Source organism: Hyphomonas sp. ske169, assembly GCF_056850855.1.
In genome coordinates, this window is record NZ_CP096146.1 from 287,699 (window position 1) to 304,302 (window position 16,604).

Consider the following 16,604-nt stretch of genomic DNA (forward strand, 5'->3'; position numbering starts at 1 on the left):
AGACGTGAGTCAAATTGAAGCTTTGTCTATACGTCGCTGCAATCACAGGACAATCACATTTGATTAGACCGCGAAATTTGCAGGATTTGTATCGATCAGCCCGTCTGCCAATCTCCGCCCAATGCCAGATTTAAATCGATATATTGATCCAGCTCCAGCCGCTGGAGCGTTACCAAATTGCTGCGCGCGACGAATGCCGACTGTTGCAATTGAAGCACGGACAGCAAATCGATCTCACCAACGTCATATTGTAATTGCGCTAAGCGAAGGGCTTCGTCTGAAGCCACTGAGGCCTGTTCCAAGAACCCTTTGCGGCGTTGCAAGGTTTCGCCATCAGCCAGCGCCGACTCAACCTCAGAGAATGCCGTTAGGGCGGCGTTCGCATAAGCCTCAACCGCGGCACGCTGCTCGACCGTGCTCAGCTCGACTTGAGTTTCACGCGCGCCGCCATCTAGCACCGGAACGAGGAGACTGGAGGCCGCCTGCCATGCCAGGTTGGCTGGATTGAGGATATTGGAGAGCTCAGGTGATACGCCGCTAACACCGCCGGTCAGGCTGATGCTGGGAAGCCGCGCCGCTTTCGCCTGGTCAACAGAGTCTATTGCCGCTGCGATCTGACGTTCCGCGGCGATCAGATCCGGTCGGCGCTCAAGCAGATCAGATGGCAGCCCCGCGGGCGGTTCGCTCGGTTTTGCAGGCAATTCTGAGCCGACATAGAGATCAGTCGCGGGATAGCGGCCGATCAGAACTTCGAGCGACCGAATAGCGCTGTCGCGCGCCGCTGTTGCACTCTCAAGCGTGTCATTGGAGCTTGCGAGGTTCGCTTTCGCCAGCGCAACGTCTTGCGCCGATGCAAACCCATTGTCGAATTGCACATTTACGATCCGATCGGTCTCTACCAATGCATCGACGATGTCCTGGGCAATTTGCCTTTGCTGTTCGGCATTGATTGTCCCGAAATAGGCGCGCGCGACACCCGCGGCGATGGAATATTGGGCGAACCGATAATCAGCATCCGCGGCCTCGGCACTTTCTATCGCGGCTTGTTGACCAGAACGAATGCGCCCCCAAACGTCCAACTCCCAGCTGGCTTGAGTACCGAGGCTGAGGCTGTCGCTATTCTGGCCATCAAAATTCCCCTGCGAGTTACTTCCAAGCGTCGCGTTGACTTGCGGACTAAGCGCGGCACCCGATTGATCGGCGAGGAGCCAGGCCCGTTCGACATTTAGTGCAGCCGCGCGGAGATCGCGATTGTTGGCTTGTGCTTCTTCCACCAGTGCCGAGAGCTGCTCGTCATCAAACGCAGCGATCCACCCCGCTTCCACATCGCCGACGCGAGCCGCTGCCGCGGTCCACGCATCAGGGCGGTCAGCAATCTGTTCTGAGGCGATCTCACGGGCTTCTTCGCGGCCAGGCTCAACGGTGGCGCAGGCGCCTATCAGGAGCGTTGTCGATACAAGAAGAGAAATTCTGAGCATTTTATGGAGCTCCTTCGCTGGAGACGATGGCGGTTTCGGACGATTTCACATTGAAGAAAACGGCATACAGCACAGGCACGATGATAAGGGTCAACAGGGTCGCGAAACTCAAACCGAAGACGAGCACAACCGCCATGGATTTGAAAAAGGCGTCGCCAAAAAGAGGGATCACGCCAAGGACTGTGGTCAAAGATCCCATCATCACGGGTCGCACACGACTCGCGGCGCTATCAACAATAGCGTCAAACCGCGGGATACCTTCTTTGATTTCGAGATCCATTTGATCGACAAGCACAATCGCATTTTTGATCAATAGTCCGGAGAGCGAAAGCAGCCCCAAGATCGCCATGAATTCCAGAGCTGTGTAAGTCATGACAAGCCCTAGAACCACGCCGATCAGAGCGAGTGGCACGACCAGGAAAATCAATAGAGGTTGGCGCAGGGCGTTAAACAAGATCACAACGACCAATACCATGGCCAGGAGGCCAAGCGGCAATGTCGATGCCAGATTCCCATTGGCTTCAGCACTATCGCCATACTCGCCTTGCCATTTGAAGCTGTAACCAGGTGGAAGTTCGATCGCCTCGATTTGCGGCCTCACTCGATCCAGTAAATCTGAAGCGAGTTCGCCCGCGGTGCGGTCAGCTTGAGCTTTGATCGTCCATTGCCGGTCAATCCGGCGCAAGATGGCATCACGCCAAACAGTTTCAACGCCATCGACCACTTCAATCAGCGGCACAACTCCGCCAGTGGTTGAACTCGGGATCTGGATGCCCGGCATTTCTCGCGCATCTAAGCGTTCATTCGCAGGCGCCCGCGCGACAATCGGTACCAACCGATCGCCTTCGCGATAAACACCAACAGTCTTGCCCGAGAAATTTGTTTGCAGCGCGTTTGAAAGGTCTTCTCTTGAGATTCCTAATCGCCGGCCGCGCGCTTCTGAATATTCAGGAACGATTACGCTGACCGGTTGGCGCCAATCATCTTGGATAGCAATGGATTTGGGGTCCGCCGCGAGAATGGCTTTCGCCTGGCTGGCTAAATTGCGCAGCACAGCCGGATCTGGCCCGCTGAACTGCGCTTCAATCTTCGAACCGCCACCTGGCCCTAATTGGAACCGCCAGGCCTTCGCCTGTGCATCAGGATAGTTCTGATCGATATGGGCCTGAATTTTTGGGATGAGCGGCGCGACCGCGTCATAGTTTTCAACTTTCAGCAGGAACTGCCCATAAGCGGAATTCCCGCTTTCTGCTGAGTAAACGAGCATGAATCGAAGCCCGCCCGCGCCGATCAGGGTTTGAACATCCTCAACCCCTTCAAGGCTTTGCATATAGGGCTCGAGATCCAGCATGTCCGCTTTCGTCACGCTGACATCCGTGCCCTGCGGCAGCCAATAATCGACGACGATTTGCGGCGTGGTGGAGGATGGGAAGAACCCAGATTTTACAAACTGGAATCCCCAGATTGCTGTCGCGAATAAGCCAACGACCGCAGCGATTGCAATCCAGCGCACGCCGAGCACAAAACGCATGAAATTCTTATATGATCGCATAAACCGGCCGTCGCCTTTCGGCTCTGTTCCGGATTTTACTTCGCTAAACAATAAGTCTGCGAACAGCGGAACCACGGTCAACGCGAAGACCCAACTCAACAGGAGGGAGATTAAAATCACCCAGAAGAGATGCCCGGTATATTCCGCCGTTGATCCAGGCGCGAAGCCGATCGGAGCAAAGGCAATGATCCCGACCAGCGTCCCACCAAGAAGCGGCCAGATTGTGCGTCCGACAATGTCTTTCGCCGCGTCGATTTTCTTGCGGCCTTGCTGAACGCCAACCAATATCCCTTCAGTCACGACAATCGCATTGTCGACCAACATGCCAAGCGCGATGATCAAAGCCCCGAGCGAGATCCGGTGCATCGGAATACCCGATAGGAACATGATCAAGAGCGTCGCCGCGATGGTCAGAATAAGAACTCCGCCAATAATGATCGCCGATCGCGGACCCATAAATATCAACAGCGTCACCAGGACGATTGCCAGCGCCGCCAATACGTTGAGCGCAAAGTCCGCGACCGATTTTTCAACGATTTTGCCTTGATGATAATATTCATGCAGTTCGATGCCGAGCGGGCGGCTTTCGAGCGTTTCGACAAGCTTTTCGTCAATCCCCTCGCCCATTTTGACGACATTCGCGCCTAAGACGTTGGAGACCCCTAACCCAATTGCTGGCTGGCCATTCCAGCGCAGCTCAAGCGATGACGGCGTGACATAATCGCGCGTGACCGTGGCAATGTCTTTGAGGTAGACGACGGTGCCCTCCGCCCCCGTAGACACTTCAAGATTTTCGATGGCCGAGACCGAATCGACGGTGCCAGAAGGCTGGATGATCAACCGGCGATTGCCCACTTGAACATCGCCCGAAGAGACAACCGCATTTTGCTGATCTAGATCGCTATAAACTTGATTGACGGAAACGCCGAGCGCAGAGGCCCGCTCTCGCGAAATTTCAACATAAATCGCTTCGCGTTGAACGCCATGCAGCGTCACTTTGGCGACACCGTCGACCGTTAACAGCTCGCCGCGCAAGCGCTTGCCATAGTCTTCAAGCTCTCGCATCGAATAACCTTCACCGGTGACGAGATAATAAAGTCCATAAACATCGCCAAAATCGTCGTTTACAATTGGCGTCTCGGCGCCAGGCGGCAGCGAAGCCGATGCGTCCGCCACTTTGTTCCGCAATTTCGTCCAAAGCGACTGAAGGCTCGCTTTGTCTGGCGAGAATTCGTATTTGATATCGACATTGATCCGCGACAGACCGTCTGATGACACGGAGCTGATTTCATCAACTTCTTGGAGTTGCTGGATCGCAGTTTCCAATGGATCGGTGACTTCGCGGGCAACCTCTTCCGGCGAAGCCCCGGGATATTGGGTCACGACCACAGCCGTCCGGATCGTGAATTCCGGGTCTTCAAACCGTCCCATATTCTCATACGCGAACCAACCGCCAATCAGAGATGCAGCGATGACGATGAACATGATCAAGCGATTCTTGATCGAAAATTCTGCGATACCCATGGTCTAAGCCCCTACTCTTCGAGGGGACGGATCTGCATGCCGTCGAACAAGTAGGACGCGCCTGCACCTGCAATCGTCTCGCCTTCTTCCAAGCCAGACAGGATCACCAATTCCTCGCCAATTCCGGCATCAATGACGACGTTCCGCTTTGAAACGGTGTAAGCCTCTGTGTCGACGACCCAAACGAATGTTTCACCCCCTTCTGAAAGGATCGCGCCGAGCGGGACTTTAATTTGAGCGTCGGAAGTGCCCTCTTCGTCCAAGATCTCCATTCGCGCATGCAATGAGCCGGACATGCCCGGAAGAATATTGATCTCATCAGGAGGGGTAAACTTAAACCGCGCGGGGAAGGTTTGGGTAGATGAGTTTGCCTGTGTCGAGATGGATAGAAACTCGGCCGGTACACGCAAATCGGGAACCGCATCTAGGGAGATGTATGCGTCTGACGGAACAACGCGTTCCACATTTGCGACCAAGGTGCTTGGCAGCTGAACCAGCGCCTCTGCAGCCCCGGTCGTTTGCAAGGTGACGATTTCCTGGGTTGGGCTAATATTTTCAAATTGCTCGACTGAAACCGTCGCGATGATCCCTTCAAAGGGTGTTCTCAGAACTGTGTCGTCGAGTGCTTTTTGAGCGGTGTCCAAAGACGCACGCGCGATGTCTCTTTGGGTTTCACGTTGCTCGTAAACACTCCTGGAGATGGCATTTTCGCCCAAAAGAAGCGCCGCGCGTTGAAATTCGGAATCCGCTGAACTGTACTGCGCCTGCGCTTGTTGTAAGGCGTTTTGATAATCGCGCTGATTGAGGCGCCCGATCACGGTGCCTCGCGTCACTTCCTGGCCTTCGGTGACATTTAGCTGATCGAGTGTCCCACCGACCTGAAACGTTAGGATGCTGGTATTCGAAGCTTCGATCACCGCCGGCAGATTCAATTGAAACACATTGGAGCTCGATTCGACCTCAACCAGTTTTACCGGCCGGATTGGGTCTGGTGATTCGACCTCTGCGGGTCCTCCGCAGGCCGTGAGAAGCATGGAAAACGCTGCGGTCACTGAAAATGCGAGAATTTTTGGGCGGTTTGACGACTCAATCATAAGAAATCCTTTTGCCGTTCGAACGTTCCAATTTGCTATAAACGAGTTGAAAGTGTTGCATAGGTTTTTGCCTGACGCGAAGGAGGAGATAGGTTTTGATTGCTCAACTGCTCATTGCGTCATCAGTGGTCATCATAACCCTATTGGTGCAGGTGGTTTTCATTGGAGTAGCGATGAAAACTTTGATCGCGCTCGGGCCCTGGTTTCAATCACGGTGGGCAAGCGCAAAACGCATTTCCGCCCTACTGGCGCTGACACTCTGGCTGCTCGCTGGCCTCACCGTCGCGGTTTGGTGTTGGGCGTTTCTGTATCTTTGGCTCGGGGTCTTCGACTCGCTCGAGACCGCGGTCTATTTTTCCACGGTTGCCTTCACCACACTGGGGTTTGGCGACATAACCCTGGGCGAAGATTGGCGCCTCGCCTCGGCGCTCATGGCCGCGAACGGACTTATACTGTTTAGTCTAAACACGGCATTCTTGATCGAAGTCGTCAGGCGATTGATCCCCGACCGTGGCTGAGGTGCAGCAGAATGAAATCAGCGCCGCAGATCGGCTTGTGTCGGCTTGCCGCGGCGCTGAAACGATTGATTTATGAGGTCCCGGCGACGTCTCTGACTAATAGGTCCATTTGAGGTCCACGCCCCAGGTTTGCGGTTCCGTGAGACTGACAAACGGGGTGCCGAGGGTTGCGGAAGTGAGATTGTTGACGCCGCCGACATATTGATTGTCGAACAAATTATTCACGAACGCGCCGACTTTGTAGCGGCCACTGTCGCTGTTCCAGAAGACGCGAATATCTGTGCGTTCTTGGCTTTTGCCGACCGCGAATGCCGGGAACCCTAAACAGTCGCCTTGCGTGAGCGCCTCTGAGTTGCAGCGACGTTCCCCCGTATAGGCGTGCGACGCCAAAAGATCGATCTCACCGTTCGCACCGAGGTCGAATGTATAGTTTCCGCCAACCGCAAAGGACCACTCCGGTTCGCCGGTCGGCTCTCCGGAAAGATCGGTACCGGAACGGGTCACTCGCTCTTTAAACGTCGCATCAATATACTGAGCATTTCCGAACAGGAACAGCTCATCCGTCGCTGCCCATTCCAGCTGAAGGTCAAGCCCGAACGCTTCTTCATCGCTGGTTTCGACGAGATATTGCGGAATGCCAGATCCGCCAGCCTCGGCAACCAAGCGGATCGCCTGCTTGTCTTTGTAAACATATTGGAAGGCGGACGCATTGAACCGAACGCCGGCTTCGGGGAAGGTCGATTTAACGCCGAATTCGAAGTTTGTAACATCTTCATTGTCGAACCGAGATGCAACTTCAACGCTGTTAAACCCGCCGGCTTTGTAGCCCTTTGCGTAAGAAGCATAAAGCAACACATCGTCATTGATCTTATAATCCGCAACAAAACGCGGTGAGACGTCAGACCAGTCATCATCGAGTTGACATGTCACGCCTTCCCGGATGGTCACACCATTATCGCATGGCACGCCAGCGAGAGAACTTAGGTCAAAGATGAAATCGAACCCAAAATCATCTGGAGAAACGCCCGCGACGCCGAGCACACCCGCTTGATCTAGGGCCTGCAGATTGGCATCAAGCTCCGGCGCGATGCGTGGGCCGTTTAGCCATGTGAAAGACTTCTCATCCTTGGTGTATCGCACACCTGCAGTCAGGCTAAGCTTGTCTGTCGCCTGCCATATAACGTCGCCGAATACGGCGAATGCTTGGAAATCGCCGCTATTGATCATGTTCTCTGCCCAGCCGTGGCCGAGCACGGTACCAGGCGCGTCGAACGGCACCAGAAGACCGAACTCTAAATCGGTAAACGGTGTACCGGCACCGACATTTCCAAGCGTTGTATTGACCGTATCGGTGAAAGTGAATGTGTCGCTGCGCTGATCAGCCTGCTCATCATAAAAGCTCGTGCCAATGATCCAGTTAAACGCGCCGGTCTCACCGGCCGCGCGAAACTCTTGGTAAAAGCTCTCATTACTCTCGACATTATTGGTGTCGAAATAGAGGTCGATCCGATTGGTACCGTCTTCGTCTTCGCGGTTATTCGTATCGAAGGTGCGATATGAACTCAGCGAAGTCAGCGTAATGCCATTGAAGTCATGAGAAATTGAAAGGACTATCTCGTCGAGCTCGCGAGTTTCGCTATTGCCAATCACGTCATTACGAATATCGACATTGAACGGGTTCAGATATGTATCCGTATCAACCGGCACAGGCGGCTGACCGGGAGCATCGGGAATATTCACGATCCCAATCGCGGGCCGGGCGTCTTGGTCCAGCTCATCATGTGTGTAGCTCAGAATGGCTCGTGTGTCTGGCGTCACGTCCCAGCGCAAGGCGCCTTTGAGCGCCCAATTGTCTTCACGCTTATAGTCTTCGCCGGTGACGGCATCTTCGAATATGCCATCGCGCTGATTGATCACGCCATTGAAACGCAAGGCAAGCGTGTCACTAATCGGAAGATTGATCAGTCCTTCGACGCGGCGTTTATCAAACTCGCCAAACCGAACGCCGAGCTCGGCTTCAAACTCATCACTCGGCTTGCGCGTCGTGATGGAGACGGCGCCAGCGGCACTGTTTCGTCCAAACAGAGTTCCCTGTGGACCTTTGATCACCTCGATACGCTCGACATCATTCAGAGCCAGAAGCGATGCGCCAGACCGCGCGGCGTAGACACCATCGACATAGATCCCGACAGCCGGGTCGGTACCGACACCAAAATCGGATGTTGAGACGCCGCGAATGCGGTATCTTGGCTGGGTTGGGCTGCCATTCGAAACTTCTAAGCCCGGAATGAAAACATCAATGTCGCCAATATCATCGGCGGCCAGCGCTTCAAGATTATCCGCGCTGACGACTTGCAGCGAAATCGGAACATCTTGCAGACTTTGCTCTCGCTGTTGGGCGGTGACGGTCACCTTATCCAATATCCGCGAATTAGACGCTTCATCATCGCTTTGTGCGTGCACTGTCGGGACGACAAGGGCGGCACTTGCTACGCTCATCGCTAATGCTGTGCTTAGCTTTTGACCGATTGACTTCATTGATTTCTTCTCTCGTGTGCTGGTATTTTCTCGGAGCACCAGCTGAGCAATCGCCTTGTTGAGAATAGATTTTTCCGTAATGGAAAGACCTTGTCGGATCGGTAAAACTGATCGACATTGGGACGAGAAAGCTGATGCCAACTAAAACGCAGATTCGGTTTGGGTCTTTGAAAACCCGCATTACGCCAAGCCAGTTGAGGGCGCAGGAGCGCGTACATCAAATCCTCAACGCGACGGCTGATGAATTGTGCTCGAGCCCGCCGCATGATGTCTCTGCGCTCATGATCGCTAAGAGTGCGAACATCCCTGTCAGCTCGATTTATCGGTATTTTCCGAAAGTCGAAGACATTTTCGAAGAACTGTATCAGCAGATCAGCGGCGATTTTGAAGCGCGAGTGTTTAGCTTGTTGGAAGACTCCGAAACCTATCCTGGCTGGCGCGATCGCCATCGGGGCGTCTACACCGCGTTCCGAAGTTTTTGCCGGGAACACCCCTATTATATGAGCTTGCTGCAATACTCGATTTCGCGATTTGGGCCGGAAACCATCGATTTCACGGAGCGCCCAGGCCTGACCGGGTATTTGGCCAGTCGTTGGGCTGAGGGCGGAGACGGATTTCGCGGTGGAGACCCGAAAATCGTCGCCCATATTACCATGCAAACCTTCTTGGCCATCGAAGGCTTTGTTGCTTCGAATATCGCGCCGACGGATGTGGATGCCTATTTGAGCGAACTTTCTCTCAACCTCGAAAGTTATTTGGCAAACTATCTCAGCGATGAGCGTTAAGAGGCGCATGCACCATCCATTTCGGTGATCCAAGCTCTGATCAGCTCGACGCCTTCTTGATGCGATAAAGCACGGCCCAGTTCTGGCATCATCGCGCCGGGCTTGGTGGTTTCCAATCGGTGCACCAGAATGGACTCGTCTGGAGCCCCAGGAACGATACTGAACGCTCGCCCGCCGGTTCCCGATCCGGCAGCGATTGGCAATTTACAAACCCCGAGTTCAGGCCCTGTGCTGGCCTCCATCGTCAAATCCAGACCCGACGTATCCGCCGGACCGACCGGGTTATGGCAATGCGAACAATTGATATCGAGATAGGATCGTGCCCGCGCATCTATCGGAGCGGAAGGGTCGCTCCAATCCGCATTTCGAACCACAGGCGCCGTTGCATCATACCCGCTTAGATAGCCAACAAGTTGGAGATTCTGGAGCTGATTCACCGCCTGACCATCATGGCGATAGTCTTTATTTATGTGCCGAGGTCGAACCCCTAAAGGCGCAATCTCACGACTGGTATTGTTTGGCGCGTGACACCCTGCGCATTGGTTGATGTCGGGAACGATGTAGGTGAATTCTTGTTCGGCCCCATCTTGATTGATCAGCGTCAGAGCTTGTGCGTCCCCAATCTTGGTCAATTTCGCATCGGTTTGTTCTTCGTTCCAAACGTAAGACACTGCTTCCCATCCCACATCACGACGCACGAGAAGCCGCGTTTCCATAAGTCGGACTTGGTCAAGCGTTTCCAAAATCGGATTGAGGCGCCCTATCGGATCTTCGGCTTTCAGGACGGAGCCTTCAGCCTCACCCTTGGGATAATAGAAGGTTTTGCTGATCACCGTGCCGACTGGAAAATCCGGATAATCCGACGCGCGATAGGCCGCCGGATCGGCGTCCGCGGGAACCCAGATCGTCCGCAGCTTGTGCGCATAGTCTGTGAACAAAGGAGAATTCAGATCATAGGGGACGACGCCCTCGTTCAACTCGAGTGCACCACTGGACCAATTCATCAACTGCCAGTCGCTTATAGCGGCAGGGTTCTCGTCTGGGTGAAAGACTGGCACGGCTTCAGATGGTGTGCCAGACCCGCCACACGCCGCCAAAGCGCCAACCAAAAGGGCACCTAGCACAGACGAAATCGCTGCCTTCATGGATCGCTCCTATTGCTGCGAATTGCCGGCTTATGAGCGCCCGAGATCGACAGCTGGCAGCTTTTCCAAGGTGCACTGGAACGGCGACATGTCGGTGGACGGTTGCGTAAAACCGCTTGGTCCATTGGCATTCAGAACACCAACATCGCCATTATCGATACAGATCTTTAGCGCATCCGGCATCACACCATCCACCATCTTGGCTTCGTCAAAATAGCCATCCCAAACGATGTCCGGTAGACGGCCTTCATCACTAAACATCAATTGCAAAGCCATTTGCAATTCGGGCGTGTCCGGGACATCCCCACCGCCAGAGAAGGTGTTGTCATAGATATAGATGCCTTCCGGATACGGATCGAAGGATGCACTCGCAGATTCTTCAGAATAGCCGGTCGTATGTAGGCTCGAGACGATAATATTACCGGTTTGATTGTCTGAAATTTCGTTCTCGAAAATCTCAACCAAATCGTTTGAGTTTACGATGATCCCCGTGCCCGCTGGTACGCTCGCGACCGGGGTTCCGGGGTGGCCGAAATTTCCGGTATTATTGGAAAAGACTCGATTATTATACACGCGCGTCGCTTTGCCTTCCTGCTGCAGCTGAGGCATGTTGAAGACCAAGATGCCGCCCGTATTATTGGTTGCGACATTGTCATAAACATCCGCATTCACGGTGTTCTCGATCTCGATCCCAGCGACATTGTACTCCGCGCGATTGCGGCGCACGATCACGTCCTTGGATTGACCGACATAGAGCCCGGCATCGGACGCGCCGATAGTCACTGTATCCTCAATCAAAACGTTCGTTGTTTGAACGGGATAGATCCCGTAAGCGCCGTTTTCGGTTTTCGGCTCGCCGGTCCATTCGGCGCGAACCCGACGAATGGTGATATTCTCGCCTTCATTGATCTTAAGGCCATCGCCTTTTGCGTCCTCGATGGCGAGGTCTTCGATCGTGAAATCACTCGCCGTAACCAGCAAGCCCTCGGCGCCCGCGATTTGATCGGCGAAGCTGAGCACGGTCTTGTCCATGCCTTGCCCGCGAATGGTGACGCCGTCCGCGGTGAGGCTGAGCCCGCGTGTGAAGTTGAACGTGCCTTCTGGAATTTCGATCACATCGCCCGCTTTGGCGTCGATCAATTGCTCCATCAGCCGCTCTTCGACGCTGGCTTCAACTTCAGCAGTTTCGGTGTTTGTGCTTGTGTCTGTTCCGCTTTGCCCACAGCCGACCAAGACCACGCTGGCTGTCGCGAATAAGAGGGTCCGCAAATCCATAAAAAGTCCTCCCAAACTTTCGGTTTGGTTTGCGGTAACATACAAAAATCATAAACGGAATAATTTTCTGATTCCGCAGAGAACCTGACGCGATAAAGGGCTCGCAGCTCATAGATGTCGCTCGCAAAGAGATGAGAACCTCTTCTCCTCACGCCATCACGATCCGCCGACAATTTCCTCATATTTTTCTGACGCTTCAAGCCAATCTATCTCTGCTTGTTCTAAGTCGCCGACCAAAGTTGCGCGGTCGCGCATAAGCTCTTGCAACGCTTCGGAGGAGAGGCCCGGCTTTGAAAGGTCACAATCGATATCTTCGATTCGCTTCGACGCTTGCGCCATTCTGCGCTCAGCCTGCTTGACTTTGTCTTTAAAAGGTTGCGCCGCCTTGCGGGCGTCCGAGGCGCGGCGCCGGGCTTCCGCTCTCTCGCTCCCAGAAGTGGCGGCCTTGGTTTTTTCGATGGCCTGCGTCTTGGGTTTGCTTTTTTGGGAGACTGGTTCCGCTTGGTCGCGGTCTGCTCGCAGCACGAGGGCGCGATAGTCTTGCAAGTCGCCATCATAGCGGGTCGCCTCGCCATCTTTGACGAGCCATAATTGATCAGCGGTGGCCTCGGCCAAATACACGTCATGGGTGATCAGTAAGACAGCGCCTTGAAAATCGTTCAGCGCATAGATCAGCGCCTCACGGCTATCGATATCAAGGTGGGAGGTTGGCTCGTCTAAGATCAAGACGTGCGGCTGTTCGATGGCCATCAGCCCGAGCAGCAATCGAACTTTCTCTCCACCAGAGAGCTTCTCCACCTTGGTTTCGACTTTCTCGTGCGAGAACCCCATACCGGCCGCGACTGCCCGTTGGCGAGCAATACTAGTGTCCCGCGGCAATGCGCGCCGGACGTGATCCAAAACGGTTTCGCCGAGCGTCAGCTCATCCATTTGATCTTGAGAGAAATAGCCAATCTTGATGGCTTTCGGCACAACGCGGTTTCCACCCATTAACGGCAATCGTTCCGCGATGGATTTGACCAAAGTGGTCTTGCCCTGGCCATTGGTGCCAACGATTGCAATGCGATCATCAGGATCAAGCCGCAGGTTCACATGCTCTAGAATGATAGCGTCATCGCCATAGCCCAGAGTCGCTTCCTGCAATTCCAGCATAGGCGGCGCAAGCTTTCCCTCCGGTGTCGAGAATGAGAAAGGCGTTGTCCGTTCGCTGATCGGCACGGTGATGTCTTGCATCCGCTCTAGCATCTTAACCCGAGACTGCGCCTGACGGGCTTTCGAGGCTTTGGCGCGGAACCGGTCTACGAAGGCTTGCAAGTGCGCCCGGTCCGCTTCCTGTTTGGCGCGCTGGCTTTCTAATTGCGCAGCCTTCGCCGCTCGCAATTTTAGCCAGTCATCATAGCCGCCGGGACAGAGTGAGAGTTTTCGGTGCTCGAGCGCCATCGTGTGAGTGACGCATCTATTGAGCAATTCACGGTCGTGCGAAACGATGATCACCGTGTGCGGGTAGCGCTTGATATAAGTCTCAAGCCACGCCGCGCCCTCTAGATCGAGATAATTGGTCGGCTCGTCGAGCAATAGAAGGTCAGGCTCAGAAAACAGCACCCCCGCAATCGCTGCGCGCATCCGCCAACCACCAGAGAATTCTCGCGTTTGCCGAGCCAAGTCGTCATGCTTGAATCCCAGGCCCATCAGAACTTCTGCCGCGCGGGCTTCGGCTGACCACGCATCGATATCGATCAATCGCGTATGAATATCGGCAATCCGGTTCGGGTCCGTCGCCGTATCGGCCTCAGCCATCAGCGCGGCGCGCTCTTCATCACAAGCCAAGACGATATCTAGGATCGTGTCATCAGTGGGAGCGACCTCTTGCGCCACCCAGCCGAGCCGAGCTCCAGTGCTCAACCGAATGGAACTATCGGCGGTCGGGGTTTCAACATCTTCTCTTATCAGCCTAAGCAATGTTGACTTGCCGGTGCCATTCCGGCCGACAAGACCAACTTTCCATCCCCTAGAAATAGTCGCTGACGCGCCTTCAAATAGCGGCCGCGCTTCGACGCGAAAATCGAGGTTTGATATTGTCAGCATGATCGCCCGGGATGTAACGCCTCAACCTGCAAACACAATGAGGCAATGAAAGCAAAATTGGGTTTGTTTACCACCCAATAAATACTCATCACGCACCAATACCCGCCATCCAAAGAACCACTGAGATTGAAGCGATCGATCCGATCGTTTGAAACGCGATAAGATTCGCGGCGAGCGTAGCATCCGCGCCGAGTTGGCGGGCGAGAATGGTGCCGTTTACCGCGGTGGGCACGGCTGTCGCGATCAGGATCACGAAAAGGATTTCGGAAGATAATCCAAGCGCGACGGCGATACTGCCAGCAATCAAAGGTAAGCAAATCAACCGCACCGCCGACCAGATGGTGACGGCGGCCAGAGACCGCGTTTGCCCCTTCAATTCGATCGCCGCGCCCGTGGTCAGCAGCCCCAAGGCAATTGTCGCCTGGGCGAGCAAATCCAAGATTTCGAAGGCTTGACCGGGCACGGGAACATTCGAGACATTGAGGCCAATCCCGATGACACAAGCCAGTACAAGTGGATTGACCGCCAGCTGCTTCAGCATCTGAACCGGTTTCACAGCCTCATTCGAAAAGTGCATCAAGGCTGAAACCGAAACCACGTTCGCGGTTGGGATCATCACCGCTGCACTCACCGCGACCAAAGCCAAGCCTTGCGCCCCGAAGAGTTCTTGCGCCAGCGCCAAGGCAATAAATGTGTTCCACCGCGCCGCCGATTGCACATAAACGCCAATGCGGTCCCGCGGCGCGCCCAGAACGCCCGCCGCAATGATCGTCAATAGCGACAAGGAGAGTTGCGCGCCGATCAATGCGGTCGGCATACGCCAATCAATCCCGGTAAAGTCTGCGACCGCGAGCTTGCTAACAATCAAAGCCGGAAACAGCACAAAGTAAGTGATCCGTTCGAGCCCAATCCACCCATCCCGGCTGAGCAAATTGAGCGATGCTGAGAATTTTCCGAGCGCCAGAATGGCGGCGATTGGGAACAACGCGGCAAGTACGGTGACCATGGAGAGAAACCTCGACTGGAAAGAGACGTGCCCTTCTCACGACGCTGCAGCTGTGTCGAGCGCTGGTTCGATATCTTCAGCCGCAGATCAAACGCCTGATCTAACAAGAATTATCGATTGATATTTGGCCGCGCTCCGCGATAGGCACCTATATGACTGATACCACCACCGTCACAAACCTGCTCACTCAACTAATCGCGTTCGACACGACATCGCGCAATTCAAACCTCGAGTTGATCGCCTGGATAGAAGATCAGCTGAAGCCTTTAGGGTTTGAGTGTCGGCGGATCGAGAACAGTGACGGCGATAAATCCAATCTCTGGGCGCGGATTGGACCGGATGTTCCAGGCGGGCTCGTCTTGTCTGGCCACACAGATGTCGTGCCTGTCGACGGACAACCATGGGACACGGACCCGTTCGACATGCAGGAGATTGATGGTCGCTTGTTCGGCCGCGGCACGTCGGACATGAAGGGCTTCATCGCGCTATGCTTGGCCTTTGCGCCGAAATTTGCCAGCCTCTCGCTTGAGCGCCCTATTCACTTCGCGTTTTCTTATGATGAGGAAGTCGGCTGCCAAGGCGCACCTTTGATGATTGCGGATATGGTGGAACGCGGCGCACGCCCGGATGCGGTTTGGGTGGGCGAGCCGACGCTGTGGCAAGTCGTGTCAGGGCATAAGGGCATCCTGCTCACCAAGACCGTCGTCTCAGGACGCGAAGCGCATTCAAGCCTGCCGCATCTCGGTGTGTCAGCAAATTGGGAAGCGGTCGACTTGATGGGTGTCCTGCGCGACATCGAACGCGACTTGCCTTCGAACGCTGACCCAGACTCCCCATTCGAACCACCCTACCCGACTTTGAGCATTGGCGAACTAAATGGCGGGACAGCAACCAACATTCTAGCGCGGGAATGCGAGTTCCATTTCGATCTACGCTGCCCCCCTGGCTATGATCCTCACGCAATCTTAGCGCCGTTTCTTGAGGCGGCTGCTGAGAAAGACGCGGCGCTGAAATCGCGATTTCCTGAGTGCGGCGTGACGGTCACCAAATACACGGATGTCCCGCCTCTGACCCCAGGCGAAAGCAATGCCGCAGAATCTTTGGTGCGGGCCCTCACCGGAGACAATGCGCTACGCGCGGTCGCGTACGCCACCGAAGCAGGACAATTTCATCAAGCCGGAATGCCGGCCGTGATTTGCGGGCCGGGATCGATTGACCAGGCCCATACGCCGAATGAGTTCATCGACAAAGCTCAGCTCAGCCAGGGCGTTGATGTGTTCAATGCCTTGGTCGCGCACTTAAAAACGAGCTGATTTCGGTCGAAAGAATCGGCATGTTAGAGGGCCGCGCCGTTCGATTTCAGCCCCAAGCACACAAGCCGCATTGCCCCGTATTCATTGGCATTGACGCAGTGTTTTTGCCCCGAAAACCATTCGCACCGAACAAATTGATAGCGCTATCAATTTTTGCTGCTATAAGGACTTCGTGCTGCTGGAAGGCAGTGAAACCAGAACATGAGTGAGCCCCGAAGCTTACCGATCGCGCCTCACTGAGGCGCCCAACTTGGGAGGAAGTAATGTCGGCGGGCTCCTGTCCGATCGACC

Annotated in this window: 11 protein-coding genes; 3 read left to right on the forward strand and 8 right to left on the reverse strand. The window is 54.7% G+C overall.

Translation table 11 applies throughout. From position 1 onward, the window contains the following. Positions 1-95 precede the first annotated feature (95 nt). The 3 genes from MY069_RS01470 to MY069_RS01480 are packed head-to-tail and all read right to left on the reverse strand — an operon-like array spanning position 96 to position 5,648. On the reverse strand, positions 96-1,478 hold the full coding sequence (locus MY069_RS01470) for an efflux transporter outer membrane subunit (protein WP_482795302.1): 1,383 nt from the start codon (positions 1,476-1,478) through the stop codon (positions 96-98). A 1-nt stretch (position 1,479) separates the two neighbouring features. Beyond that, positions 1,480-4,554 (reverse strand): efflux RND transporter permease subunit, encoded by a 3,075-nt coding sequence (locus MY069_RS01475; RefSeq protein ID WP_482795303.1) that lies wholly within the window; start codon positions 4,552-4,554, stop codon positions 1,480-1,482. 11 nt (positions 4,555-4,565) lie between these two features. Continuing rightward, on the reverse strand, positions 4,566-5,648 hold the full coding sequence (locus MY069_RS01480; RefSeq protein WP_482795304.1) for an efflux RND transporter periplasmic adaptor subunit: 1,083 nt from the start codon (positions 5,646-5,648) through the stop codon (positions 4,566-4,568). Between the two features lie 173 nt (positions 5,649-5,821). On the opposite strand from MY069_RS01480, the gene MY069_RS01485 reads away from it, so the two are divergent. Beyond that, positions 5,822-6,166 carry an ion channel gene (locus MY069_RS01485; RefSeq protein WP_482795305.1) on the forward strand — a complete coding sequence of 115 codons (345 nt, stop codon included), beginning with the start codon at positions 5,822-5,824 and terminating at the stop codon, positions 6,164-6,166. 96 nt (positions 6,167-6,262) lie between these two features. Here the strand turns inward: MY069_RS01485 and MY069_RS01490 are convergent, their stop codons facing one another. Beyond that, positions 6,263-8,704, reverse strand: a complete 2,442-nt coding sequence (locus MY069_RS01490; protein ID WP_482795306.1) for a TonB-dependent receptor — start codon at positions 8,702-8,704, stop codon at positions 6,263-6,265. 134 nt (positions 8,705-8,838) lie between these two features. Here MY069_RS01490 and MY069_RS01495 point away from each other — a divergent pair, with 134 nt between their 5' ends. Beyond that, complete coding sequence (locus tag MY069_RS01495; RefSeq protein WP_482795307.1) at positions 8,839-9,489, forward strand: TetR/AcrR family transcriptional regulator; 651 nt, start codon at positions 8,839-8,841, stop codon at positions 9,487-9,489. On the opposite strand, the gene MY069_RS01500 is transcribed toward MY069_RS01495, so the two are convergent. The 4 genes from MY069_RS01500 to MY069_RS01515 form a co-directional block, all read right to left on the reverse strand. After that, positions 9,486-10,634: an SO2930 family diheme c-type cytochrome gene (locus MY069_RS01500; protein ID WP_482795308.1), complete on the reverse strand. Its 1,149-nt coding sequence runs from the start codon at positions 10,632-10,634 to the stop codon at positions 9,486-9,488. The genes MY069_RS01495 and MY069_RS01500 overlap by 4 nt on opposite strands. Positions 10,635-10,664: 30 nt before the next feature. Further along, a complete protein-coding gene (locus MY069_RS01505; RefSeq protein ID WP_482795309.1) occupies positions 10,665-11,909 on the reverse strand; it encodes a parallel beta-helix domain-containing protein in 1,245 nt (414 codons plus the stop codon). 156 nt (positions 11,910-12,065) lie between these two features. Beyond that, positions 12,066-13,994 carry an ABC-F family ATP-binding cassette domain-containing protein gene (locus MY069_RS01510; RefSeq protein WP_482795310.1) on the reverse strand — a complete coding sequence of 643 codons (1,929 nt, stop codon included), beginning with the start codon at positions 13,992-13,994 and terminating at the stop codon, positions 12,066-12,068. Positions 13,995-14,082: 88 nt separating this feature from the next. Continuing rightward, on the reverse strand, positions 14,083-15,000 hold the full coding sequence (locus MY069_RS01515; protein WP_482795311.1) for an AEC family transporter: 918 nt from the start codon (positions 14,998-15,000) through the stop codon (positions 14,083-14,085). A 152-nt stretch (positions 15,001-15,152) separates the two neighbouring features. On the opposite strand from MY069_RS01515, the gene argE reads away from it, so the two are divergent. Then, a complete protein-coding gene (gene argE / locus MY069_RS01520; RefSeq protein ID WP_482795312.1) occupies positions 15,153-16,313 on the forward strand; it encodes an acetylornithine deacetylase in 1,161 nt (386 codons plus the stop codon). The last annotated feature ends 291 nt before the right edge of the window (positions 16,314-16,604 follow it).

Excerpts from the sequence above, each read along its gene's own strand:
- MY069_RS01470 (WP_482795302.1), bottom strand. The coding sequence starts at position 1,478 with ATGCTCAGAATTTCTCTTCTTGTATCGACAACGCTCCTGATAGGCGCC.
- MY069_RS01475 (WP_482795303.1), bottom strand. The coding sequence starts at position 4,554 with ATGGGTATCGCAGAATTTTCGATCAAGAATCGCTTGATCATGTTCATC.
- MY069_RS01480 (WP_482795304.1), bottom strand. The coding sequence starts at position 5,648 with ATGATTGAGTCGTCAAACCGCCCAAAAATTCTCGCATTTTCAGTGACC.
- MY069_RS01485 (WP_482795305.1), top strand. The coding sequence starts at position 5,822 with ATGAAAACTTTGATCGCGCTCGGGCCCTGGTTTCAATCACGGTGGGCA.
- MY069_RS01490 (WP_482795306.1), bottom strand. The coding sequence starts at position 8,704 with ATGAAGTCAATCGGTCAAAAGCTAAGCACAGCATTAGCGATGAGCGTA.
- MY069_RS01495 (WP_482795307.1), top strand. The coding sequence starts at position 8,839 with ATGCCAACTAAAACGCAGATTCGGTTTGGGTCTTTGAAAACCCGCATT.
- MY069_RS01500 (WP_482795308.1), bottom strand. The coding sequence starts at position 10,634 with ATGAAGGCAGCGATTTCGTCTGTGCTAGGTGCCCTTTTGGTTGGCGCT.
- MY069_RS01505 (WP_482795309.1), bottom strand. The coding sequence starts at position 11,909 with ATGGATTTGCGGACCCTCTTATTCGCGACAGCCAGCGTGGTCTTGGTC.
- MY069_RS01510 (WP_482795310.1), bottom strand. The coding sequence starts at position 13,994 with ATGCTGACAATATCAAACCTCGATTTTCGCGTCGAAGCGCGGCCGCTA.
- MY069_RS01515 (WP_482795311.1), bottom strand. The coding sequence starts at position 15,000 with ATGGTCACCGTACTTGCCGCGTTGTTCCCAATCGCCGCCATTCTGGCG.
- argE (WP_482795312.1), top strand. The coding sequence starts at position 15,153 with ATGACTGATACCACCACCGTCACAAACCTGCTCACTCAACTAATCGCG.